Origin of the sequence: Bradyrhizobium sp. LB8.2, from assembly GCF_040548035.1 — a bacterium.
GTDB lineage: Bacteria > Pseudomonadota > Alphaproteobacteria > Rhizobiales > Xanthobacteraceae > Bradyrhizobium.
Genome location: NZ_JBEPQV010000015.1, coordinates 144,345 through 166,960, shown reverse-complemented (window position 1 = coordinate 166,960; position 22,616 = coordinate 144,345). Strand labels below are relative to the sequence as shown.

Annotated in this window: 20 protein-coding genes and 1 pseudogene; 6 read left to right on the top strand and 15 right to left on the bottom strand. The window is 63.9% G+C overall.

Going from position 1 to position 22,616, the window contains the following annotated elements:
* Nucleotides 1-161: 161 nt before the first annotated feature.
* From ABIB06_RS19855 to ABIB06_RS19815, 9 genes and pseudogenes are all read right to left on the bottom strand, one after another.
* A complete protein-coding gene (locus ABIB06_RS19855) occupies nt 162-905 on the bottom strand; it encodes an aspartate/glutamate racemase family protein (RefSeq protein WP_354050154.1) in 744 nt (247 codons plus the stop codon).
* 9 nt (nt 906-914) lie between these two features.
* Entirely contained in the window at nt 915-2,180 is a 1,266-nt protein-coding gene (locus ABIB06_RS19850; RefSeq protein WP_354050153.1) for an NAD(P)/FAD-dependent oxidoreductase, read from the bottom strand.
* Between the two features lie 3 nt (nt 2,181-2,183).
* Nucleotides 2,184-3,845 (bottom strand): thiamine pyrophosphate-binding protein, encoded by a 1,662-nt coding sequence (locus ABIB06_RS19845; protein WP_354050151.1) that lies wholly within the window; start codon nt 3,843-3,845, stop codon nt 2,184-2,186.
* 237 nt (nt 3,846-4,082) lie between these two features.
* Nucleotides 4,083-5,273 carry a mannonate dehydratase gene (gene uxuA / locus ABIB06_RS19840; protein WP_354050149.1) on the bottom strand — a complete coding sequence of 397 codons (1,191 nt, stop codon included), beginning with the start codon at nt 5,271-5,273 and terminating at the stop codon, nt 4,083-4,085.
* 14 nt (nt 5,274-5,287) lie between these two features.
* Nucleotides 5,288-6,339 (bottom strand): annotated as a pseudogene (locus tag ABIB06_RS19835) (L-idonate 5-dehydrogenase).
* On the bottom strand, nt 6,336-7,742 hold the full coding sequence (locus ABIB06_RS19830) for a TRAP transporter large permease (RefSeq protein ID WP_247350770.1): 1,407 nt from the start codon (nt 7,740-7,742) through the stop codon (nt 6,336-6,338). Before ABIB06_RS19830 ends, ABIB06_RS19835 begins: the two are co-directional and overlap by 4 nt.
* 4 nt (nt 7,743-7,746) lie before the next feature.
* The gene (locus ABIB06_RS19825) at nt 7,747-8,325 is read right to left on the bottom strand and encodes a TRAP transporter small permease (RefSeq protein ID WP_354050146.1); all 579 of its coding nucleotides are present in this window, start codon (nt 8,323-8,325) and stop codon (nt 7,747-7,749) included.
* A gap of 71 nt (nt 8,326-8,396) precedes the next feature.
* On the bottom strand, nt 8,397-9,389 hold the full coding sequence (locus ABIB06_RS19820; protein WP_502916555.1) for a sialic acid TRAP transporter substrate-binding protein SiaP: 993 nt from the start codon (nt 9,387-9,389) through the stop codon (nt 8,397-8,399).
* 55 nt (nt 9,390-9,444) lie between these two features.
* Entirely contained in the window at nt 9,445-10,254 is an 810-nt protein-coding gene (locus ABIB06_RS19815) for a FadR/GntR family transcriptional regulator (RefSeq protein WP_354050142.1), read from the bottom strand.
* Nucleotides 10,255-10,395: 141 nt separating this feature from the next.
* Between ABIB06_RS19815 and ABIB06_RS19810 the strand changes: the two genes are divergently transcribed.
* A complete protein-coding gene (locus ABIB06_RS19810; protein ID WP_354050140.1) occupies nt 10,396-11,880 on the top strand; it encodes a mannitol dehydrogenase family protein in 1,485 nt (494 codons plus the stop codon).
* Between the two features lie 96 nt (nt 11,881-11,976).
* Complete coding sequence (locus tag ABIB06_RS19805) at nt 11,977-12,384, top strand: nuclear transport factor 2 family protein (RefSeq protein ID WP_247350762.1); 408 nt, start codon at nt 11,977-11,979, stop codon at nt 12,382-12,384.
* 68 nt (nt 12,385-12,452) lie between these two features.
* On the opposite strand, the gene ABIB06_RS19800 is transcribed toward ABIB06_RS19805, so the two are convergent.
* Nucleotides 12,453-13,169 (bottom strand): HAD family hydrolase, encoded by a 717-nt coding sequence (locus ABIB06_RS19800; protein ID WP_354050138.1) that lies wholly within the window; start codon nt 13,167-13,169, stop codon nt 12,453-12,455.
* Nucleotides 13,170-13,317: 148 nt separating this feature from the next.
* Here ABIB06_RS19800 and ABIB06_RS19795 point away from each other — a divergent pair, with 148 nt between their 5' ends.
* Both ABIB06_RS19795 and ABIB06_RS19790 read left to right on the top strand, forming a co-directional pair.
* Nucleotides 13,318-14,166 (top strand): SDR family oxidoreductase, encoded by an 849-nt coding sequence (locus tag ABIB06_RS19795; protein ID WP_354050136.1) that lies wholly within the window; start codon nt 13,318-13,320, stop codon nt 14,164-14,166.
* Between the two features lie 121 nt (nt 14,167-14,287).
* Nucleotides 14,288-15,550 (top strand): serine hydrolase domain-containing protein, encoded by a 1,263-nt coding sequence (locus tag ABIB06_RS19790; protein ID WP_354050135.1) that lies wholly within the window; start codon nt 14,288-14,290, stop codon nt 15,548-15,550.
* A gap of 112 nt (nt 15,551-15,662) precedes the next feature.
* Here ABIB06_RS19790 and ABIB06_RS19785 read toward each other — a convergent pair whose 3' ends face one another.
* On the bottom strand, nt 15,663-16,550 hold the full coding sequence (locus ABIB06_RS19785) for a dienelactone hydrolase family protein (RefSeq protein WP_354050133.1): 888 nt from the start codon (nt 16,548-16,550) through the stop codon (nt 15,663-15,665).
* 99 nt (nt 16,551-16,649) lie between these two features.
* On the bottom strand, nt 16,650-17,939 hold the full coding sequence (locus tag ABIB06_RS19780; protein WP_354050132.1) for an MFS transporter: 1,290 nt from the start codon (nt 17,937-17,939) through the stop codon (nt 16,650-16,652).
* A 428-nt stretch (nt 17,940-18,367) separates the two neighbouring features.
* Between ABIB06_RS19780 and ABIB06_RS19775 the strand changes: the two genes are divergently transcribed.
* Nucleotides 18,368-18,943, top strand: a complete 576-nt coding sequence (locus ABIB06_RS19775; RefSeq protein WP_354050130.1) for a MarR family winged helix-turn-helix transcriptional regulator — start codon at nt 18,368-18,370, stop codon at nt 18,941-18,943.
* Nucleotides 18,944-18,957: 14 nt separating this feature from the next.
* Here the strand turns inward: ABIB06_RS19775 and ABIB06_RS19770 are convergent, their stop codons facing one another.
* Entirely contained in the window at nt 18,958-19,896 is a 939-nt protein-coding gene (locus ABIB06_RS19770) for a hypothetical protein (RefSeq protein ID WP_354050129.1), read from the bottom strand.
* Between the two features lie 818 nt (nt 19,897-20,714).
* Between ABIB06_RS19770 and ABIB06_RS19765 the strand changes: the two genes are divergently transcribed.
* A complete protein-coding gene (locus ABIB06_RS19765) occupies nt 20,715-21,485 on the top strand; it encodes a response regulator transcription factor (protein WP_354050128.1) in 771 nt (256 codons plus the stop codon).
* Between the two features lie 126 nt (nt 21,486-21,611).
* Here the strand turns inward: ABIB06_RS19765 and ABIB06_RS19760 are convergent, their stop codons facing one another.
* A complete protein-coding gene (locus ABIB06_RS19760) occupies nt 21,612-22,070 on the bottom strand; it encodes a hypothetical protein (protein ID WP_354050126.1) in 459 nt (152 codons plus the stop codon).
* Nucleotides 22,067-22,579 carry a flagellar biosynthesis protein FlgN gene (locus tag ABIB06_RS19755; protein ID WP_354050124.1) on the bottom strand — a complete coding sequence of 171 codons (513 nt, stop codon included), beginning with the start codon at nt 22,577-22,579 and terminating at the stop codon, nt 22,067-22,069. The genes ABIB06_RS19760 and ABIB06_RS19755 overlap by 4 nt, the downstream gene beginning before the upstream one ends.
* Nucleotides 22,580-22,616 lie beyond the last annotated feature (37 nt).

The window sequence follows — 22,616 nt, the reverse complement described above, 5'->3', positions numbered from 1 at the left end:
GAATTTCGGAAGCATGCTAGCGATGTTCTGATAGGGAGGCTCAGACCGTCTGGGACAACCAGATATCGAGGGATTGTATAGCTGCAGCAAAAGCGGGATGATCTGCGCTTAGCCTTCCTTGATCGCGGAGGTGATACGGTCGATAGGCAGCGTCTCGACCTCTAGCCAAACCGACGCGGCCGCAGTCCGGCATGAAACCACGTAATCATGGAATAGATATCATAGACGGGCAATCCGACTTCGGCCTGAAGCGCCGCCGCATAAGGCGGCATGTTGGTGCATTCCAGCACGATCGCGCCGACATCAGGATTCCTGGCGACCAGCTCCTTGCCGGCCTCGACCACGTCACGCTCGGCCTGAGCGATGTCCATGTCGTCCTTCTCGGCCTTGATCAGAACGCGGAAGAATTCCTTGCCGTGCTCGGTGCCTACCAGCGGCGTGTCGAGCGGCACGCCGGCGCCTTCGAGATGGGCCGGCGTCAAGGACGAACCGGAGACCGTGACGAGACCGACGCGCTTGCCCGGCGGCAAGGTCGCCTGCACCCACGGCACCTGCATCAGTGACGAGGTCGCGACGGGAACGCCGACCGCGGCTGCGATCTCCTTCTGGAACAGCGAGAGGAAGCCGCAATTGGTGGTGATGGCTTCGGCCCCGAGCCGCACCAGTTCCTTCGCCGCATCGATGAAAGCAGGCAGCAGGCCGGCCGCGCCCTTCAGCACCACCTTCTCCGGCGAAGCGCCGCTCACCACGCGATAGAGCACGGGGAAAGGCCAGGTCGTGCCGTTGCCCATGTCGCCGGGAATGCGAGGAAAGCGCGCCTCCAGCATCAAGATGCCGAGCGGCGCGCCGTAGATGGCCTTGCCGCCACGGGCGATACGGGAGGACGAGTTGGCTGGAGTGGTCATGGTGCGATCTCAGAGGAAACGATCGGGCGCGAACGGTGCGAGCGGAATCTCCGGTGGCTTGCCGCTCAGAAGCTGGGCGACGAGACGGCCGGTGCGGGCCGAACCGACCAGGCCGATATGGCCGTGGCCGAAGGCATAGACGACGTCGCGCGAGGCGCGCGCGTAGCCGATGCAGGGACGTCCGTCCGGCATGCTCGGCCGATGGCCAAACCAGGTCTTGATACGGGAAGACGGAATGTCCGTCGGCAGTTTCGGGAACATGCCGAGGAGGTTGTCGCGCAGGATCTCGGCGCGCTTCCAGTTCGGTTCGGCCTCGAGGCCGGCGATCTCGACCGTGCCGGCGGCGCGCAAACCCTTGTCGGTCCAGTTCACTACCATCTTCGCATCCGATGCCATCATCGAGCTGCGCGGGCCCGATTCCGGATTCTCGATCATGACGTGATAGCCGCGCTCGGTCTCCAGCGGCAACGGATCACCAATGGATGCGGTGAGCTGCTTCGAATGCGCGCCGGCGGCAATCACCGCGGCATCGCAGGGAATCTCGCCGGTCTCGGTGATCACTGCAACGAGCTTGTTGCCGGAAAGCTTGAGCCCCGTCGCCTTGGCCCGCACAAGCTGCGCGCCACTTGCCAGCGCATGTTGCGCGAGGGCTGCGACATAGGCACCGGGATCGCGGCAGCGCCCGGCCTCTTCCACCACCACGCCGAAAGTGTAGCGCGGATGCAGATCCGGCTCGCGCTGACGAATCTCGTCGGCGTTAAGCTCCATCCATTCGACGCCGACTTTTCCGCGCAGGCGCCAGCCGAGATCGTTGTCGAAGTTCCCGCGTGACGGAAACACATGCATCACGCCGTTGCGTTCGACCAGCTCAGGAACGCCCGCCTCCTCCGCGAGCTTCCTGTGCAACAGCGGCGCGTCCTTCAGGAGGTCGCGTAGCGCAAAGGCCGTCTTCTCGACCCGCGCCTCGGTCCAGCCCGAGAGCAGATATCTGATCAGCCAGGGCAGCGCCTTCGGCAGATAAGACCAGCGGATCGCGAGCGGCCCGAGCGGGTCCATCAGATAGAACGGCACCTTCTTCCAGACGCCGGGCTCGGCCGGCGGGATCACCGAATGCGAGGAGAGCCAGCCGGCATTGCCGTAGCTCGCCGCCTGTTCGCCACCGGGCTCGCCTGCGTCGATCAGCGTGACGCGATGTCCCTCGCGCAGCGCTTCGATTGCGCTGATCACGCCGACCGCGCCGGCACCGATGATGGCGACGTGGCGGCCCTTGGACATGGCTTAAGCCTTCACCGCAGGGGCAAAGTCCTTGGCGACCGACATCGCGCGCGGATCGATGATGCAGTGGAGGATCGACGGCTTGCCCGAGGCGAGCGCACGCTCGAAGGCCGGCGCGAACTCTTCGGTACGCTCGACGCGCTCGCCATGGCCGCCGAACGCTTTTGCGTACATCGCAAAATCCGGGTTCTTCAGCTGGGTGCCGACTATGCGGCCGGGATAGTCGCGCTCCTGGTGCATGCGGATGGTGCCGTATTGCGAATTGTCGACGACGATGACGACGAGCGGCGCGTCGTATTGCACGGCGGTCGCGAACTCCTGGCCGTTCATCAGGAAGCAGCCGTCGCCCGCGAAGGCGATCACGGTGCGATCTGGATATTGCCGCTTGGCGAGCACCGCCGCCGGCACCCCATAGCCCATCGAGCCTGAGGTCGGCGCAAGCTGGGCCGCAAAGCTGTGGAAGCGGTGATGGCGGTGGATCCAGCCAGCATAGTTGCCGGCGCCGTTGCAGACGATCGCGTCCTTCGGCAGTCGGTCGCGTAGCCAGGTCATGACCTGGCCGTACTGGAACGTGCCGGGCAGCTCGCGCGCTTTGTCGGTCCAGGCCAGATAATCGGCATGCGCCTTGGCCGCTTCACCCTTCCATGCGAGCGCCCCGGCGGGCTTTAGCGTCTCGACCGCTTCGGCGAACGCGGCGGGCGTCGCCTGGATCGCCAGCTCCGGCTGATAGACGCGGCCGAGCTCTTCCGAGCCCGGATGCACGTGGATCAGCTTCTGTTGCGGGGTCGGAATATCGAACAGTGTGTAGGACGAGGACGGCATTTCCGACATGCGGCCGCCGATCAGCAGAATGACATCGGCGCCGTCGATGCGCGCCTTCAGCCCCGGGCTCGGCCCAATGCCAAGGTCGCCGGCATAGTGCGAATGGTCCGCGTCGATCAGCGACGCTCGGCGGAACGAGGTCGCGACCGGCAAGTCGAACCGCTCGGCAAACCGCGCGATGCTCTTGGTCGCCTCGTCTGTCCAGCGCGAACCGCCGAGAATGACGAGCGGCGCCTTGGCGCTGGCAAGCATGGCGCCAACGCGCTCGATATCAGAAGGCGCGGGCCAGCTCACCGCCGGCTCGATACGCATCGCGTCCGCAACGGCCGCGGTCTCGGTCAGCATGTTCTCGGGCAGCGAGATCACGACGGGACCGGGACGGCCCTGCATGGCGACGCGGAAGGCGCGCGCGACCAGCTCCGGAATGCGGTCGGGACGATCGATCTCGACCGCCCATTTTGCCATGGTGCCGAACACAGCCTTGTAGTCGAGCTCCTGGAACGCCTCGCGCTCGCGCATGCCGGTGTCGACCTGGCCGACGAACAGGATCATCGGCGTCGAATCCTGCATCGCGATATGGACGCCGTGGCTGGCGTTGGTGGCGCCGGGACCGCGGGTGACGAAGCAGATTCCGGGGCGGCCCGTGAGCTTGCCGTAGGCCTCCGCCATCATCGCGGCGCCGCCCTCGGCGCGGCAGATCATGACGTCGATCGGGCTGTCATGCAGCGCATCGAGCGCCGCGAGGTAGCTCTCGCCCGGCACGCAGGTGACGCGCTCGACGCCTTGCGCGACCAGCTGATCGATCAGGATCTGGCCCCCGGTGCGGGTGTTGCGAATGGTCATGACGGCTCCCTCGAGGCTTTGGCGATGCGCTTCATGGCTTCGCGAAAATCTTGTTCAGAGCTGGCGTAGGACAGGCCGGCAGGGCGCGCAAGATCGAATGGCTTTTCGCACCCTGCGCAGGCGTCATGCCCGCCCCTGGTCTTTGCACATCCGCCCATTCGTCAGGACTCTGCGGCCATGATCGAGCGCCGCGCCAATGATCGACCGGCTCGATCCGAAGCTCGGCACAGCTGCCTGCTATTGATGCTCGATCGCGCGGATCGCGCCGCGGAGCTCGGCGAGGCCGCGGAGGCGGCCGATCGCGGTGTAGCCGGGATTGGTGCGCTTGGTGGCCGCGAGATCGTCGAGCATGCGGTGGCCGTGGTCAGGCCGGAACACGATTCTCTTGTCGGGCGAACGCCGCGCGTTCTCCTTCAGGAGCGCCTTCAGCACCGCGATCATGTCGACATCGCCGTCGAGGTGATCGGACTCGTAGAACGACAGGCCATCGGCCTCGCGCTTGGTCGCGCGCAGATGCGCAAATGCAATGCGCGGGCCGAAGCGCTCGGCCATTGCGGGGAGATTGTTGTCGGCGCGCACGCCAAGCGAACCCGTGCACAGGCAGATGCCATTCGCTTTCGACGGCACGGCATCGAACAATGCCTGATAGTCATCGGCGCTGGACACGACGCGCGGCAGGCCGAACAGCGGGCGCGGCGGATCGTCGGGATGCAGGGTCAGTGAGACCCCGAGCTGTTCGGCGATTGGCGCGACGCGGCCCAGGAACTCGGCGAGGTGCTGTCGCAGGATTTTTGGCGTGATGTCGCGATAAGTCTCTAACCGGTCGCGGAATTGCGGGATGGTCATCGGCTCGGTGGTCGACCCCGGCAACGCGCTGGCGATCACCATGACGAGATAGTCGATGTCGGCCTGGCTCATCTGGTCGAACAGCTTTTTCGCGCGGGCCTGCTGCTCGGGTGAGTATTCGGCGGTCGCGGCCGGCCGCTTCAGGATATGCAGCTCGAACGCGGCAAAGCGTTCCTGGTCGAAGCGCATGGCGCGAGCGCCGTTCGGAAGTTCCCATTCCAGATCGGTGCGGCACCAGTCGACCACCGGCATGAAATTGTAGCAGATGATCTTGATGCCGGCCGCAGCAACCGCCTCCAGGCTCGCGATCCATGTCTCGATCGAGCGCGTCGCCTTGCCGCCGAGACGCTTGACGTCGTCGGGGATTGGAATCGATTCCACCACCGACCAGCTCAGTTGCGAGCGGCTCGGCTGGCCGCGCTCGATGAAGTTCTTGCGCTCCTCGACCGCCTTGCGTGTCCAGGCCTCGCCGATCGGCACCTGATGCAGCGCCGAGACGATATCGGTCGCGCCGGCCTGCCTGACGTCATCCAGCGAGACGGGATCATCGGGCCCGTACCAGCGCCATCCCTCTAGCATCATGCCCTTTTCTCCGATCAATTCGCGGTCAGCACGACCTTGACGCTCTGCGAGCGGTCGAGCGCCAGCCGCAGCGCCTCCGGCGCGGTAGATAGCGGCCGCTCGGCGGTGACCAGTGACAGCACGTCGACGCTGCCGGCAGAAATCAGTTCCACCGCGGTCATGAACTCGAGCCCGAAGCGGAACGAGCCGCGAAGGTCGATCTCCTTCGCCATCACCGCATTGGCCGGCACTGGGATCTGGCCGCCCGGAAGGTTGCCGATCTGCACGACAATGCCGCCGCGCCTGACGATGCCGATCGCGCTGGCGAGTCCAGCAGCCGTGCCCGAGACCTCGAAGGCGACATCGTAGAGACGCGACGCGGCTTGTGTGCCTTCAGGCCTTCCTCACCGCCCGCGACGTTTTCGACGTGAGAGGCGCCGAGGCGGCTTGCAAAGGCGAGCGGCGCCGGCGCGATGTCGGCAACCGTGATATCGGTCATGCCGGCGCGGCGCGCGGCGAGCATGGTCAGAAGCCCGATCGGGCCGGCACCGAAGATGATGCCGCGCTTGCCTTCGATGTTGCCGGCACGCGCGACCGCGTGCAGGCAGACCGCGAGCGGCTCGGCCAGCGCCGCGGCCTGATAGGACACGTGATCGGGGATCTTCACGCATTGCGCCGGGATCGCATCGAAGTAATCGGCAAAACCGCCCTGCATGTGCGGCGTCTTCGAGGCCGAACCCATGAAGTAGATGTTTTCGCAGAGGTTTTGCCGGCCTTCGCGGCAAGCGACGCAATGGCCGCACCAGCGCGACGGGTTGACGGCGACGCGGTCGCCGGCCTTCAGGTTCGCCGCGGCGCCCGCGATCTCCACGACCTCGCCGGAGATCTCGTGGCCGAGCACCAGCGGCGACTTCACGACGAAATCGCCGGTCCGGGCATGACGGAAATAATGCATGTCCGAGCCACAGATGCCGCCGGCGCCGAAGCGGATGCGCACCATGCCATCAGCGAGCTTGTCGAGCGGGTGCTCGATCATGCGCAGATCTTCGGGACCGAACAGGGTTGCGGCGAGAGAAGTGGATGTCATTTGGAAAGTCCCATGTATTTCGGCAGCCAGAGGGTCAATTCAGGAATGTAGGTGATTGCGATCAGCGCGATCATCAGCGGCACCAGCCATGGCAGGATCGCAATCGTCGTGCGCTCGACCGAGAGTTTGGCGACGCGGGCGAGCACGAAGAGGACCATGCCGAGCGGCGGATGCAGCAGGCCGATCATCAGGTTCAACGTCATGATCAGACCGAAATGGATCGGGTCGATGCCGAGCTTGAGCACGATCGGCAGCAGGATCGGCACCAGAATGGTGATCGCCGCCGTGGTGTCGATGAAGCAGCCGACGAACAGGATCAGGACGTTGGCGAGTGCCAGGAACACCCATTTGTTGTGGGTAATGCTGAGCATCCAGTCCGACAGCATCTGGGCCGCCTGCGACACCGTGAGCAACCAGGCGAAGATCGAGGCTGCCGTGACGATGAACAGCACCGACGCCGTGGTCTCGATGGTGTCGAAGGTCGCTTTCGCGACCGTCTTCATCGTCATGGTGCGGTAGCGCACCAGGCCGAGAAACAGCGACCAGATCACGGCGGCGACCGCGGCTTCCGTCGGCGTGAACCAGCCGAGCGTCATGCCACCGATCAGGATCACCGGCGCCATCAGCGCCATCACCGCCGAGAAGTCGAAGTACCAGTCGATCGCGAGCAGCACGACTAGGCCAAGCCCAACCGCCCAATTGGTGGAGAGACCGGCGACCGTCAGAAGCCAGACAGCCATCGGAAAGCTCAGTACGACGACGATCTCGAGCCCCGCCGATCCCAATTGCGGCCATGAGAACGGCGTATCGCTGCCCCATTTGTTCTTGTGCGCGAAATAGGTGACGGTGGCCATCATCAGCAGCGTCAGGACGACGCCTGGAATGACGCCTCCCAGAAACAGCGCGCCGATCGAGACATTCGCCATCATGCCGTAGATCACGAACGGCAGCGACGGCGGGATGATGGGCCCGAGCGTGGCCGAGGCCGCGGTGACGCCGACGGAGAATTCCGTGGAATAGCCGTGGTCCTTCATCGCCTTGATCTCGATGGTGCCGAGGCCGGCGGCATCCGCGATCGCGGTGCCGGACATGCCGGAGAAGATCACCGAGCCGATGATGTTGACGTGGCCGAGACCGCCGCGCATCCAGCCGACCAGCGCGACGGCGAACTTGTAGATGCGCCCGGTGACGCCGGCGATGTTCATGAGATTGCCGGCCAGGATGAAGAACGGCACGGCCAGCAGCGGAAAGCTCTCGACGCCGGCGATCATGCGCTGCGCCAGCGTGACGTCGGGCGTCACGCCGCTGACCAGGATGTAGAGCAGCGACGACGCGGCCATGGCGATCGCCACGGGAACGCCGAGCAGCATCAGGATGAGAAAGCCTCCAAGCAACAGCAACATGGAACTACCCTTCAAAACCGTCGTAGGCGCCGGGACGTTCGAGGATCGAATAGCCCTGTCGCAAATGCTGCACTGCGACCTGCAACGACCGCACGAACATCAGCACGAAGCCGAGCAGCACCGCGTAGTAGACGTAGTCCTTGGGAAAATTGATCGTGGTCATGGACTCGTCGCCGATGATCTGGATGTAGACCCAGACCAGCTTGATGGCGTAGCCGAAGAAAGCGATCCGAATCAGGTCGATCACCGTCGACAGCGCGCGCGCCACGAGGTGCGGCAAATAGCGGTAGACGAGGTCGACCTGGATGTGCCGCGACAGCCGCACGCACATCGAGGAGCCGATGAAGACCACGCCGATCAGGCAGTAGGTCGCGATCTCCTCGGTCCAGGCGTAGCTGTCGTTGAGCACGTAGCGGGTGAAGAACTGGAGAAAGACCGCGAGCGCCATTACCCAGAAGATCGCCAGCGCGACCCAGTCCTCGAAAGCGTAGATGCCGAGATCGACCTTCGGTGTCGCCTCCTCCTCGAAGGTATGGGCGATCTCGTCCCCGGTGATCTGCCGGTGCGTTTCGACTGTGGACATGGGGTTACTCCTCAAGTACCGAGCGTCATTCCGGGCCTCGCGAAGCGCGCGCCCGGAATGACGACCCATTGTTATTTCACGTCCTGGATCCGCTCCCAGTCGGCCTTGCGATAGCCGAAGGTCTCGAACGCGACGTTCTTCAGCACGGTGTCGCGGAACTCTTTCTTGTCGACCTCGGTCACGGTCAGGCCCTTCTCCTTGAAGAAGGCGACCAGCTTGGCTTCGTTCTGCTTGATCTCCTCGGTCGCCTTGGCGGCGGCTTCCTGCGCCACGTCCGTGAAGATTTTCTTGTCCTCGTCGCTGAGCTTCTTCCACAGCGCGCCCGCCACCACCGTGTTGAGGTGATCGACGATGTGGCCGGTCAGCACGATGTGCTTCTGCACCTCGTAGAACTTCTTGGCTTCGATCGTGGTCAGCGGGTTCTCCTGGGCCTCGACCGTGCCGTTCTGGAGCGCGAGATAGACTTCCGCGAACGCGATCGGCGCAGTGTTGGCGCCGCAAGCGCGCGGCATCGCCAGATAGGCCGGAACGTCGGGCACGCGCATCTTCAGGCCCTTGAGGTCGGCACAGGTCTTGATCGGCTTGTTCGACGAGGTCTGGCGCACGCCGTAATAGGTCACCGCGATGATATGGTGGCCGCTCTTGTCCTCATAGCCCTTGGCGAGCTCCTTGAAGATGTCGCTCTTGGTGTAGGCGAGCAGATGGTCGGCGTCGCGGAAGGTGTAGGGATAGTAGGTCACGCCGATCGGCGGAAAGCTCTTGGCCGCGAAGCTCGATCCGGAAATGATGATGTCGACCGAGCCGAGCGAGAGGCCCTGGTTGATGTCGGCTTCCTTGCCGAGCTGCGACGCCGGATAGACGTCGATCGCATAACGCCCGTTGGTGCGCTTTCCGATCTCCTGCGCGGCCCAGACCGAGGCGGTATGGAACGGCTCCGACGTCTCATAGACATGCGCCCATTTGAGCTTGGTCTGCGCCATGCCGGCATTGGTCGTAGCAAACATGGCCGCGGCCGAGACCGCCAGCACCGTTGCGATCTTTCTCAACACTGATTTTTCCTCCATCTTCTAAGTCTGCTTCTTGTCCGCCCGCCCCGACCTGGATGCGGACCGCTCAATCTCATCGCCGCCGCGCGCTGCTGCTCGCAGCCCGTTTCTTCTTCGGCGCATGTTCCGGTTTTGACGGCTTTGCCGTCGATTGCGCCGCGCGCCCGGACGACCCTCCTGCCGCGTTCTCGGCGCCAAAGTTCTGCGCAAAGCGCTCCTGGGATCGCGCAAGATGATCGCGCATCGCATCGCGCGCGGCCCCGGGATCATGCGCCGCGATCGCATCGCGCACCGCGTGATGCTCGTCGAGCGCAATGCGCCAGGTGCCGGGGCTCTCGAAATAATGCGCAAGCTGCGCGAAATAGGGATTGAGGCGCTGGTCGAACAGCTCGCCGACCACGCGCACGAGGACGGCATTGCCGAGGCTTCCGGCGATCGCGATGTGGAAGGCGCGGTCGTGGACCATCGAGGCTTCGCCGGGGTGCTCTACATTCTCCATCGCGACAAGGGACGCATCGATGCGGGCAATGTCGCCCTTCGTCGCCACGCGCGCGGCTTCTTCGGCGATGGCGCTCTCCAGGAATTCGCGGGCGCGCAGCAGCTCGAACGGGCCCTCGATGACGGAAGCAGGCGCGGGCGCCGCAACGGCGGCGGGCTCGATCACGTAGATGCCGGAGCCGACACGGATGCGGAGGCGGCCTTCGACCTCGAGCGCGATCAGGGCTTCGCGCACAGTCGGCCGCGAGATCTTGAGCTGCTCGGCGAGCTCGCGCTCGGTCGGCAAGCGGCTGCCGACCGCGTATTCACCGCTGTCGATCAGGCTTCGCAATTGATCGGCGACCTGGCGATAAAGCCGTCTCGCCTCCACAGCTTCCAGCGGCACGCTGGTCCTCCCTGAAAGGGCCGAACCGGGTTGATCCCGTCAGCCCGCCAATTTTGGAAAATTGGTCTTACCAATTGACCGCAGCATTGACCGAGGACAGACGCCATGTCAAGCAGCGGCAAAGCAAGGGGAGATACGTCCATGCGCCTTGGTTCAACGCGCCTTGGCCGCGCCAATCTCGACCGGCTGCCACCTGGCATCCGCCGCCCGGCCTATGACCGTTCGCGGGTCACGCCCGGCATCGTGCATCTCGGCCTCGGCGCCTTTCATCGCGCCCATCAGGCCGTATTCATCGACGATTGCCTTGCCGCCGGCGCCGCGTCGTGGGGCATCGTCGGCGCGAGCCTGCGCAGCCCTGACACGCGCGACGCCCTCGCCCCGCAGGACCATCTCTATACGGTTGCGGTTCGTGCGGCCGAAGGCACCCAGCACCGGGTGATCGGCGCGCTGCTCGACAGCGTGGTCGCGCGCGAGAGCCCGGCGCGGCTGATCGAGCGGATGGCCGATCCCGCCATTCGTATCGTCTCCCTCACCGTCACCGAAAAGGGCTATTGCCACACGCCGCAGACCGGCGATCTCGACGAGCGGCATCCTGATGTCGTGCACGATCTCAACAGTTTCGACGCGCCGCGTTCGGCGCCCGGCTTCATCGTTGCGGCACTGGCGCGGCGGCGAGCACTGGGTGCCCCGCCCTTCACCGTGCTGAGCTGCGACAACCTCGCCGCCAATGGCCACACCGTGCAGCGGATCGTGACGCAGTTCGCAGCGCTGCGCTCGAAGGACCTCGGCAAGTGGATTACGGATACAGCGGCCTTCCCCTCGACCATGGTCGACCGCATCGTGCCGGAGACGACGGATAGCGACCGCGATACGGTTTCATCCGCGCTCGGCTTGCGCGACGCCTGGCCCGTCATGACCGAGCCGTTCACGCAATGGGTGGTCGAAGATCGCTTCACGGCGGGCCGGCCTGACCTTGCCGCCGCGGGCGTCGAGCTCGTCACTGATGTCAAGCCGTTCGAGCTGATGAAGCTGCGGCTGCTCAACGCCAGCCATTCCGCGCTCGCCTATCTCGCCTATCTCGCCGGCTACGAGACCATCGCCGACACCATGCTGAATCCGCATTTCGCGCGTCTTGCCGCGCAGGTGATGGAGGAGGCCGCGGTGACGCTGACAATGCCTGCCGGTGCCGATCTGGCCGCCTATCGCGCCTCGCTGCTCAAGCGCTTCGCAAATCCGGCGCTGCATCATCGTACCTGGCAGATCGCGATGGATGGATCGCAAAAGCTGCCGCAGCGGCTGCTTGGCGCGATGCAGGATCGCCTGCTTAAGAATTTACCGGTCGCGACGCATGCGCTCGCCGTGGCCGGCTGGATGCGCTACGTCACCGGCCTCGACGAGCAAGGCCGCGCCATCGACGTGCGCGATCCGCTCGCCGCCGAGTTCGCTGGCTTGGCGCGCGAGGCAGGCCCCGTCGCCGAGCGATTGGCGCCCGCACTGCTCGGCGTCGGAAAAGTGTTCGGGCCGCTAGGTGCCGAGCCGCGCCTGCGCGAGGCCGTGACCGCGGCGCTTGGCCGTCTCTTTGAGGATGGCGCGCGGCGGGCGGTGGAGACGCACCTCTCCGCGTGACCACAAAGCAGGCATGCTGCACTGCGGTCCAGATCGAACAGAAAGCCGACGGAAGTCGCGCTTGATTTTTGCCTGTCATTGCCCCACCCGAGAAGCATGGCAAAGGACAGCAAGATCATCGCCGCCAACGCGGCCTTTTACGCCGCCTTTTCAACCGGCGACTTCGACGGTATGGAACAGATGTGGGCAGATGACGACGCCATTTCCTGCATCCATCCCGGCTGGCCGGCGATTATCGGGCGCGCCACGGTGATCGGAAGCTGGCGCGATATCCTGCAAAACCCGCAGCGGCCGCAGATCGTCTGCGCCGAACCGCAGGCCATCGTCGACGGCGACAGCGCGCGCGTGCTCTGCATCGAGATCGTTGACGGCACCGCTTTGGCTGCTGCCAACCATTTTCGGCGGGTCGGCGACGGATGGCGGCTGGTGCATCATCAGTCGAGCCCAATCGCGCAGATTGTCGAGCAGGCTGAGGATGATAGAACGAGCCACCGCGTCCACTGAACGCGGCCGGCCCGCAGGCACTTTCTACTGTGCATGGGGTTGTTTTTCAGTTTTTTTGTTCTGCGGCCTCATCCGAGCTCCGACAAATCATCCAGCACGACCCGCGCCGCGCTGAAATCGTCGTCCCGGAAGAACATGCTGCGGGTGATGAGCACGGGAATCTTCGCCCGCGAGGCCGCGATCAGGCCGTTGGCGGAATCCTCGATCGCGACGCAGTCGGACGCCTTGAGCTTCAGCCGCGCCAGGATCTCGAAATAGACGTCCGGCGCAGGTTTCTTGTGCTCCACATCGTCCCCGGCCACGATCGCCTCAAAATCCGCGGACCAGCGCGTCCCCAGCGCCCGCGACAGCAGCGCATCGATGTTGCCGTGGGACGTCGTGGTCGCGATCGCGAGCCGCTGGCCGCGCGCCTTGGCAGCAATGAGGAGACCGGTCACGCCGGGCCGTAAGGGGCAGCAGCCGGTCTCGACCAGTTCGGCGTAATGCGCGGTCTTGATGCGGTGGAGTTCCGCGATGTTCGCGTCCGACAATGGCGCAGCAATCTTCAGCCGTCCATGGAAGGCGCGAATGCGCTCCTTGCCACCGGTGACCCGCAGCAGGTCCTTGTAGACGGCCCGGTCCCACTGCCAGTCGAGACCGTGGCGAACGAAGGCATAATTGAAGGCCTGCCGATGCAGTTCCTCGGTTTCGGCCAAGGTGCCGTCGATATCGAAGATCAGCGCTGCGGCGCGCCGGATCAGCTCAGCGGCGTCACATGGCACTATGGCGGGCGCTTCTGCCTGCATGATCGATCCGTCCCTCCTGCCGCTGTGACAAGTGAGCATCGCCCGAGGCAGCGTGCGAGTAAAATTGCAATATCTTTTGCCGGACCCAAAAATCCCTTATGAGCGGAGACACGCGCAACGGCGCGAACGGAACCAGCACGGCGGACACATGCGGCTCTTCATCCTTGGCCTTGGCTACAGCGCTGGGCATTTCGTCCGCAGGTTTGGCGGCACCTTCTCACATATCGCCGCCACCGTGCGCGATCCCGCGAAGCGAGATGACCCCGCCGGCATCGAGATGCATGCCTTTTCCGGCGGCAGCCCCGCGCACGAGACGGTCGAACGTATCGGCGACGCCGACGTCCTTCTCGTATCGATCCCGCCCGGCAGCGCCGGCGATCCCGCCATCGCCGCGTTCGGCGACGTGCTGGCGGCGGGCCGGCGCAAAGTCATCTATCTCTCGACCATCGGCGTGTATGGCGATCACGGCGGCGGATGGGTCGACGAGAGCACACCGCCGCAGGCCATCCTCGACCGCACCCGTATGCGGGTCGCTGCCGAGCGGGCCTGGACGGACATAACGCGCGGCAACGCCGCGATCCTGCGGCTGGCGGGCATCTACGGCCCCGGCCGTAACGCGCTGGTGACGCTGCGCGCGGGAAGGGCCCGGCGCATCATCAAGCCGGGACAATTGTTCAACCGCATCCATGTCGACGACATCGCAAGCACGATCACGGCCGCGGTTCATCACGCGAGCGGCGGCACCTGGAACGTCTGCGACGACGAGCCGGCGCCGCCGCAGGACGTGATCGCCTACGCGGCGAAGCTGATGAACGTTGCGCCGCCGCCCGAAGAGGCCTTCGAGACCGCCGGGATGTCGCCGATAGCGCGCAGCTTCTATGCCAGCAGCGTCCGTGTCTCCAACGCGAAATTGAAGCGCGAGCTCGGCGTTACACTTGCTTATCCGACCTACCGCCATGCTCTGGATGCGTTGTGGCACGCGGGTGAGGGACGATAGGGTTCCGGCATTCCCGGCGTCCCAGACATGCCCTGCCTGCGCTTGACTTCGCGCCGGTGCGGTCGTGATCTAACCACTCAGCGGGGCCACTGCATAACGAGCCCGCGCTTGGGAGGATACAATGAAGACGATCGCCATGGTCGCGGCGGCTGCCGTCATCACGCTTGGTGCAGCGCGCGCCGCGCCGCTGCCCGAAGCCAGTCCCGACGACGCCGGCTTCTCGAAACAAGGCCTTGCACGGCTCGACAATTTCTTCGCGCGTGAGATCGCCGCCAAGCGCGTCCCCGGCGCGGTCGTCGCGATCGCCCGTGACGGCAAGCTTGTGCACTACAAGGCCTATGGCATGCTGGATCCGGACAAGGGCACGCCGATGCCTATTGACGCGATCTTCGCGCTGGCATCGATGACCAAGCCGATGGCCGCAGTCGCGGGCCTGACATTGATGGAGCAGGGCAAGCTGCCGCTCCAGGCCAAGCTGTCCGACTATTATCCCGGCTTTGCCGACATGAAGGTCGGCGTTCAGCAGGCCGACGGTTCATTGAAGCTCGAACCGCAGGCATCGCCGATCTTCATTCACGATCTCTACCGGCACACGTCCGGCCTGATGTATGGCGGCCGCCCGGACAGCTCAAGCATGCTTGCGCGACAATATCCTGAAGGCACCGCGCCGGCGATCGAAGGCGACACCCAGGCGTTCATCGATCGCATCACAAAGCTGCCGCTGGCGCATCAACCCTCGACCGAGTTCGAATACGGTTTTTCGATCGACGTACTTGGTGCTGTGGTCGAGAAGGTGAGCGAGCAGAAGCTCGGCGACTATCTCGCCGCCAATGTCTGGCGACCGCTCGGCATGAAGGACGCGACCTTCCATCCGACCGACGCACAGCGCCCTCGCCTCGCCCGCCCGTTCGCCAACGATCCGCTGACCGGCAAGCCGCAAGCCATCAAGCTTTTGGACACGCCGACAAAATCCGACTGCGGCGGCGCCTGCTCGTTCGCAACCGTCGGCGATTACATCCGCTTCGGGCAGATGCTGCTCAACGGCGGCGAGCTCGACGGCCAGCGCGTCCTCGGTCCCAAGACCGTGCATCACATGACGACCAATCATCTCGGCCCCGAGATCAAGAACAACGTGGCGAACATCGAGCCGCATCGCGCCGGCTTCGGCTTTGGCCTCGCGGTCGCTGTCCGCACCGGCGAGGGATTGTCGTCGGTCCCCGGCAATCCCGGCGAGTTCACGTGGAATGGCGCGTACGGGACACAGTTCTTCTGCGATCCCAAGGAACGTCTCGTCGTGGTTGTCGGAACGGCAGCGCCGGGCGAGCTGCGGAAATTTTATCGCGAGCAGGTCCAGGACATCGTCTATGGCGCGATGGTGAAATGAGATCGGCACGCCGCATCGGAAAGAGGGCGGACGATTGGATCGCCCTCTTGGATCGTTTGAGCATGATCTTGTCGGAAAACCGCTACACGCTTTTCCGGATCATGCTGCGAAGTCAGCTCAGAACGCCGTATTTCTTGAACCAGGCCTGCGCCTGCTTCCAGGCATCTTCCGCGGCGTCCTTGCGGTAGCTGCCGCGGTAGTCGGCATGGAAGCCGTGCGGCGCTTCCGGATAGATCTTGAATTCGGCCGTCTTCTTGTTCTGCTCGAGCGCAGCCTTCATCTGCTCGACCTGGGTGACGGGAATGCCGGTATCGGCGCCGCCATAGAGGCCGAGCACCGGCGCCTTCATCTCGGGCGCCAGCTGCATCGGGCTTTTCGGCCACAGCGGATTGGGAGCATCGACCGGCGGACCGTAGAAGGCGACGCCAGCCTTGAGCGTGCCGTTGTGGGCGGCATATTCCCAGACGGTGCGTCCACCGCGGCAAAAGCCGATGATTCCGAGCTTCGCGGTGTCGCCGCCTTGCGATCCCGCCCACGCCACCGTCGCATCGAGATCGGACAGCAGCTCCGCGTCCGGCTTGGCATTGACGATCGGCAGCAGGTCCTTGATCTCGGCGATCTTGGTCAGATCGGTACCCTTGCGGAAGTAATAGTCAGGCGCGACTGCGAACGCGCCGAGCTTGGCGAGGCGCCGCGTCACGTCCTTGATGTATTCGTGCAGGCCGAAGATCTCCATCGCCACGATGATCACCGGCGCCTTGGTGTTGCCGGCCGGGCGGGCGAGATAGGCAGGCATCTCTTCGGAGCCGATCTTGATCTTGGCGTCGCCGGCCTGGAGACCGCTGGTGTCTGTCGTGATCGCCTCGGCGCGTACGGGCCCGGCCGCAAGCGTGTAGCCGGCGGCAACCGCCGCGGTGGCGCTCATGAATCCGCGCCGCGAGACCGGGGCGGCCTTGGTCAGCCCGACGACGTCGGATGTCATGGTGGTTTCAATACTCATCGGCTCATCCCTTCCTGATGCCTGGCCCTGTCCCCAAGCGACGCATTCGCCGATAATTGCCGGTGAAACGCAAATCACCAGCCTGCGAGCACGCCGCTTTCAGGCCTTGCCCTGACGCTGCTTCCCCGGGGCAGTCTCGGGCATCAGACTCATCGCAACAAGTCCAACGATTGCCGCAAGCAGCAGGTACCAGGCCGGCGCCAGCGGATTGCCGGTGAGGTGGAGGAGCCAGGTGACCACGAGCTGCGCCGTGCCGCCGAAGCTGGCGATCGCGACCGCATAGACGGTCGCGAACACGCCACCGCGAATGTTCTGGGGCAGCGCCTCGACGAAGGTCGCGTAGAACGCAGTGAATGGCAGCGACCCGATGACCGACAGGACACCGAAACCGGCCAGGAGCGACAACGCGCTCGGCGCATGGACGATCCACAGGAAGGTCGGGTAGGTCAGCAGCAGCGTTGCGAGCTGCGGCCAGATCATCACCGGCTTGCGACCGAGACGATCTGCCAGCCAGCCTCCGACCAGTGCGCCGACAAACTGAATGCCGTTGCTGACCAGCGACACGGCGAAAGCCAGTGTGGACGACACATGCAACGTGTTCTGCGCATAGGTCGTCATGTACTGGGTGACGTAGGTCGAGATGGTGCCGCTTGCCAGGATCATCAGCGCAAGTCCGATGATGCCAAGGTGGCGCCTCGCCTGCGAAAGATGACTGACGTGTTCGACGGTGGGGGCACCGGCTTCGGCCTGCGGGATCGTCTCGGGCAGCGTTCGGCGCATCCAGAACCCGAACGGTATGCAGACCGCCCCGATCAGAAACGCCACCCGCCAGCCATAGGCGTCGAGCATTTCCGGCGCCATCGTCCGGCTCAGGATGACGCCGACGAGCGCGCCCGCGGTCGCGGCGATCTCCTGGCTCGCCGGCTGCCATGCCACCACCAGCGCCCGATGCTCGGGCGGGGCAATCTCGATCAGATAGGCGGTGGTCGGCCCAACCTCTCCGCCGAGGGCAAAGCCTTGTGTCATACGCGCCGCGATCACGATGATGGGCGCGGCAAGGCCGATCGCTTGATAGGACGGCGTGAGCGCGATGGTCAGGATCGATAGCCCCATGAGCGCGAAGCTCAGCAGCATGGCGGGGCGCCGGCCGATGCGGTCGGAATAGATCCCGAGCACGATTCCGCCGATCGGCCGCGTCACGAAGCCGGCGCCGAAGGTCGCCAGCGACAACATCAGGCTGCCGTACTCGCTTCCCGTCGGGAAGAAGGTATGGCCGATCTGGATGGCGAAGAAGCTGTAGGTGATGAAGTCGTAGAATTCGAGCATGTTGCCGACGGTGGCGGCCAATGCTGCGCGCTTGACGTTGAACGGCTTCGCTTGCTCGATCACAGACGATACTCTGGCATTCCCGGGCTCGATCGTATTTGGGACTCAACCGCCTGCCTGCATTGCGACGCAACATCCATTAACCGAAAACGGTGGTTCTCTCGCCTCCACTTTCCCTGCCACGAGTTGCAGCGCAACTGCCTGCTCGCGCTATTCGAACCGCGTCGCCGCAACAAATGGGCTCTGCTGTGGTCGCAAGGGCACATCATGTTGCTCCCCGTCGTACGCTATCGGGATTTTGCAGGCGAATCGCAGTTTATTTGACTGAAATTTTCAGAACAGTTGAGCCGGGCGATTTACTCGAACTTTCTTCGTGACGCTCTAGTTCCACCGCCAGAAGTTCCGTCTCTCTCGGGAGCTTCATTATCAACCACCCGGATTGCGCTGCCAGAAGCTCAATTGAATAAAGATTTATCCGACCTGGAATTGAAATGCATTTGGCTCGCGAAGCGATCGAATTATTGGGACAGATGGCCCGTATCCTGTGGTTCGAAGGCGCCAAGCATGGCCTGCGCGACCGCGAATGGATGGCGCTGCGTTTCCTCTCCCGCGCCAACCGGTTTTCCCGGACGCCCTCGGCGCTCGCGAGTTACGTTGGCACCACGCGCGGCACCGCCTCTTTCGTCATCGGCGAGCTCGAGCGGCTGGGCTACATCGAGCGCAAGCGCTCCGCCACGGACAAGCGCTCTGTGTTGCTGAGTGTGACGCAGCAGGGCAAGAAATTTCTCGTGCGCGACCCCATCAGCGTTCTGCTCGAGCCGATTGCCGTTCTCGACGACGAGGCCAAGACTCGCTTTCGCGATACGCTCCGGCATGTGCTCGATCAGGCCGATGCGGCCGAACAGCGGCACCATACCGACGTCTGCAAGCGCTGCATCTTCCTGCGCGAAGATCGCACCACGGACAGCAAGACGGCGGCCGAGTTCAGCTGCCGCCTGTTTCGCGCGCCGATCGCGGAGGCGGAGGTCGACCTGCTATGCACCAGCTTCGAGCACCACCGCCAATAGAAGGCGGCCCTGGATCAGGGCGTTGCCTTGCGTGACGAATAGATGACGCCCCCGCTGGACTCCACCACCAGACGTCCGTTCTCGTTTTTGATCTCCTCGATACGGCCAAGGCCCGGCACCTGCTGTCCCAGCACGGCCTCGACGACGCCGTTCGGGCCTTGCAGGATCGCAATCCCTTCATAGGCCTGGCGGACCGACCAGCCCTTGATGGTCTTGCGCGGCGCCGACATGCGCTCGGACGGAGACACCGATCCCGTGACCTCGGGCGCCGCGACTGAAGCCATCATCGGCATTGGCTGTGTTTGTGAGGCAACGGGCGTCGGAGCCTGGGCCTGCGCCTGGGCAAGCTTGTCGAGCTTCACCGTCGAGGACGAGCTCACCCGCTCGATGCGATCCAGGTTCTCGCCAAAACGGCCGAAACGGTCATTGGTCGCCTTGTTCGATTGATCGACCGCCGTGCGCAGGCCGTCGAGATTGTCGGACACGCCCGACATCTGCTTGCGCAATTGCGCCACCGTCTCGCGCAGATTCCTGATCTCCGTATTGGCCGCGACATTGCTCTGGACGGGCTGCGTGGTGAGATAGACGATCACGCCAGTGCAGGCGCAGACCACCACCATCGCAGCGACTGCCAATGTCGCGAGCGGCGCGACCCATGTCGGACGCGGCGGCGGCGGCTTGGCCACGATCACGGCCGGCTTGATCACGACCGGCGCAGGCTTGTGTATCGCCATCTTGTCGAGCCGCGCCTTGGCGCGAATACGCTTCAGACCCTCGAGCGCCTCTTTCGCCAGAGTTTCATCACTCGCCGCTGCCGACACACGCCTGGTCGTCGCAGCAGGCCTGGCGGCTCCCGTCGCATTGTCCCCGGCATCGCGCGCCTCCGCAGCCGGCTTCGCCGCTGCGGAAACATTGGCGGTCGCGTTGGGGCGAGCTTGTCCATCGGACAACATGTGAGAATGCTCCGTTCGGTTCGACCTATCGAACGGTGACGTTATGTGCCGAAGCTTGCCTGAAACGTGCGCATCGAAATCTTTTCATCGCGCGCGAAGCGACGCCACATGAGTCAAACGCGTCATACACGTGGCGAGAGTGCGACTCGAAAGACACACCTCCGTCAAGATTTCGCCAAGCTGGAGTCGCCTTGCCATACATGAGTCGAATTGTCGCATGTGGAAACAGGGCGACGAGAGTCAATCCCGGGTTGAAAACCTCCCGATGTGCATGAACCGCGGCATCGCCTGAAAAGGCTGTATTCATACGGGGATGCGGACCTTTAGAACCGCCAAGGTGCAAAACTAGTTTTAATTCCAAATCAACTGATGCGATTGTACATACAAAGAAACAACTCGAAACAAACCAACAGTATCAAGCACGCGTAGCAACCGCTTTGTTGCGCACGCTTGATCGGGAATCGGCAATTGTTACGGTCCTACTCAAGTGATTCTCGCCAGTTAGCGAGGAGAACGACACAGTACAGTAGCGTTCGGACGCGATGAGCAACTTGGCGCAACTGTTCTAGGTCGCTTTCTCAATCCGCTCCGCGAGGTGATCCGTAAGACACCCGCCGGGCCTCACGCAGTAGGCGTTCAGTATCGAGTCGAAGTAGCAGGCCTGCGAGACGCAGGCACTGAATGCGTAGGGCTGCCCGCGAATATGAAACCATAATAACGGTTCGCGGGAAGGAATGTCGTCAAACAGCACCGCTGCCGAGCCGGGCATCACAACAACGAACCGGCCGCAGCAAGTGCGAAACAGGGGCGAAAGACTGATGTATATTATCGTTGATGATCGCGAGAGCGTCACGAACAGCTATGTCGGAGGGCTCGTTCGCGAAGGTGTATCGTCGATCGGCTTCTCCTCCGGAGAATTCTGGGACTGGCTGCAATCTGCGAGTGAATCGGATTTGGCTGCGGTGGACGCCTTCCTCCTCGGGGATTGCGACGCTCGCGGAAGCCTGCCGCGGGCGATGCGCAAGCGCTCCTCGGCTCCCATCATCGCCATGAGCGGCCAGAAGATGCTCAAGAACACGCTGGAGCTGTTCGAATCGGGCGTCGATGACGTCGTGCACGTGCCGATTCATCTCCGCGAGATCCTCGCTCGAACGGCCGCGATCGCGCGCCGCCGGGTCGGGGAACTGCCGAGGCCCTGCGAGACCAGGATCCAGGTCTTTTTCAACGGACGTGACCCCGAGATCGCGGGCCACGCCCTCACCCTGCCCCGACGCGAACTGCGCATCCTCGAATATATGGTCAGCAACCACGGCAAGTGGGTCACCAAGACGCAGATCTTCAACGCGGTCTACGGCATCTTCGAGGCGACCTTCGACGAGAGCGTGATCGAGAGCCACGTCAGCAAGCTGCGCAAGAAACTCCGCGACCGCCTCGGATTCGATGCGATCGTGGCCCGGCGCTACGTAGGATACCGTCTCGACATCCCGGCGGGGGAGACCATCGACGTGCCGATGCAGGAACTCGACGAGGTCGGCATCCTCCTGAACAGGGCGCATGTCGCCCCAGCGGCGTATCCGGCCGGAAACTGATCGGCAGGGTACTGCCACGAAAACGACAACGGCCTCTGCGAACCAATTTCGCAGAGGCCGTTGTACTTTCAGCGGCGGAAACGCCGGAACAGATGCCAAGCTTCGCGACGCGAGGCGCCGCGACACCTAGGGCTTCTGCTGGAATTCTTCCTTCGACACGTAGTTGAAGTCCTCGACCAGGACATCCTGGACGACTTCGGCCTGCATCCGCTCATTGACGCGCTGCTTGATGGCCGTCGTGAGGATGGAGAGGTCGTAACGGGCGAGTTTCCTGAAATCGAGGCGGTCGTCGGCATAGATCCTGCGGAAGGCTTCGTCCACGACGAACGGCTCGGGCGGAACGTTGAGCTGGTGCATGGTCCGCGCCTCCACGGTGTAGACGAAGCGCGCGACGATGTAGCCCTGCACGTTGCCACCCTCGACCATGGGCACGCTCAGCGCCCGCGTCTTCTGATACTGCAGCCCGTCGAGATATTCGTCCTTCGCCGGCAACAGGGTGCCGTTTTCCTTCCAATACGCGACGGCATAGCTCGTGCCCGCGGTGAGGATGCATACCCAGAGCCCGGCCAGCACCAGTCTGATCATCTTCCGTCCTGTGCTGCTCGACCGGTATAGGTGCCGTCCGACTCGGCGTCCCTGATGGCCTTGACGATTATGGTCGCGACCTCGCGTACCGCGTCGTAGTGCATTTCGAGGAGAGAACGATTTCGCTCAAGTTTCTCGCGCAACCGCTGGATCTCCTCGGTGATCTCGACCTCGCCGCCGAGATGCATTCGGGCCCGCATCAGGCGGACGAATTCCAGCATACTCCGGCTCTTCCGGGCGCTGAACTCGTCGAAATCGATCTTCTTGCCCGTACCGAGCGCGACCGTCTCTTCCTCAACGATGCTTTCGAGCCGGCGGATCGCAGCCAGCAGGCCCCGCACCTCATCCGACCTCGCTGTATCCGCGCCTTCGTTCGCCAACTCGCCACCGACATTCGAGAGCAGCACGGGCAACAGCGCATCACCGGGCGCGGCTGCCGTCGTCATCGCCTCGGTGTCCACGACCGGCTGCTCCATCACCAGGGCCGCCGCGCCTTCATGTGCCTGCATAGGAAATTCACCCTTCAACTTCTGTCACCCATTCCCG

Excerpts from the sequence above, each read along its gene's own strand:
- ABIB06_RS19855 (WP_354050154.1), bottom strand. The coding sequence starts at position 905 with ATGACCACTCCAGCCAACTCGTCCTCCCGTATCGCCCGTGGCGGCAAG.
- ABIB06_RS19850 (WP_354050153.1), bottom strand. The coding sequence starts at position 2,180 with ATGTCCAAGGGCCGCCACGTCGCCATCATCGGTGCCGGCGCGGTCGGC.
- ABIB06_RS19845 (WP_354050151.1), bottom strand. The coding sequence starts at position 3,845 with ATGACCATTCGCAACACCCGCACCGGGGGCCAGATCCTGATCGATCAG.
- uxuA (WP_354050149.1), bottom strand. The coding sequence starts at position 5,273 with ATGATGCTAGAGGGATGGCGCTGGTACGGGCCCGATGATCCCGTCTCG.
- ABIB06_RS19830 (WP_247350770.1), bottom strand. The coding sequence starts at position 7,742 with ATGTTGCTGTTGCTTGGAGGCTTTCTCATCCTGATGCTGCTCGGCGTT.
- ABIB06_RS19825 (WP_354050146.1), bottom strand. The coding sequence starts at position 8,325 with ATGTCCACAGTCGAAACGCACCGGCAGATCACCGGGGACGAGATCGCC.
- ABIB06_RS19820 (WP_502916555.1), bottom strand. The coding sequence starts at position 9,389 with ATGGAGGAAAAATCAGTGTTGAGAAAGATCGCAACGGTGCTGGCGGTC.
- ABIB06_RS19810 (WP_354050140.1), top strand. The coding sequence starts at position 10,396 with ATGCGCCTTGGTTCAACGCGCCTTGGCCGCGCCAATCTCGACCGGCTG.
- ABIB06_RS19805 (WP_247350762.1), top strand. The coding sequence starts at position 11,977 with ATGGCAAAGGACAGCAAGATCATCGCCGCCAACGCGGCCTTTTACGCC.
- ABIB06_RS19800 (WP_354050138.1), bottom strand. The coding sequence starts at position 13,169 with ATGCAGGCAGAAGCGCCCGCCATAGTGCCATGTGACGCCGCTGAGCTG.
- ABIB06_RS19795 (WP_354050136.1), top strand. The coding sequence starts at position 13,318 with ATGCGGCTCTTCATCCTTGGCCTTGGCTACAGCGCTGGGCATTTCGTC.
- ABIB06_RS19790 (WP_354050135.1), top strand. The coding sequence starts at position 14,288 with ATGAAGACGATCGCCATGGTCGCGGCGGCTGCCGTCATCACGCTTGGT.
- ABIB06_RS19785 (WP_354050133.1), bottom strand. The coding sequence starts at position 16,550 with ATGAGTATTGAAACCACCATGACATCCGACGTCGTCGGGCTGACCAAG.
- ABIB06_RS19775 (WP_354050130.1), top strand. The coding sequence starts at position 18,368 with ATGCATTTGGCTCGCGAAGCGATCGAATTATTGGGACAGATGGCCCGT.
- ABIB06_RS19770 (WP_354050129.1), bottom strand. The coding sequence starts at position 19,896 with ATGTTGTCCGATGGACAAGCTCGCCCCAACGCGACCGCCAATGTTTCC.
- ABIB06_RS19765 (WP_354050128.1), top strand. The coding sequence starts at position 20,715 with ATGTATATTATCGTTGATGATCGCGAGAGCGTCACGAACAGCTATGTC.
- ABIB06_RS19760 (WP_354050126.1), bottom strand. The coding sequence starts at position 22,070 with ATGATCAGACTGGTGCTGGCCGGGCTCTGGGTATGCATCCTCACCGCG.
- ABIB06_RS19755 (WP_354050124.1), bottom strand. The coding sequence starts at position 22,579 with ATGCAGGCACATGAAGGCGCGGCGGCCCTGGTGATGGAGCAGCCGGTC.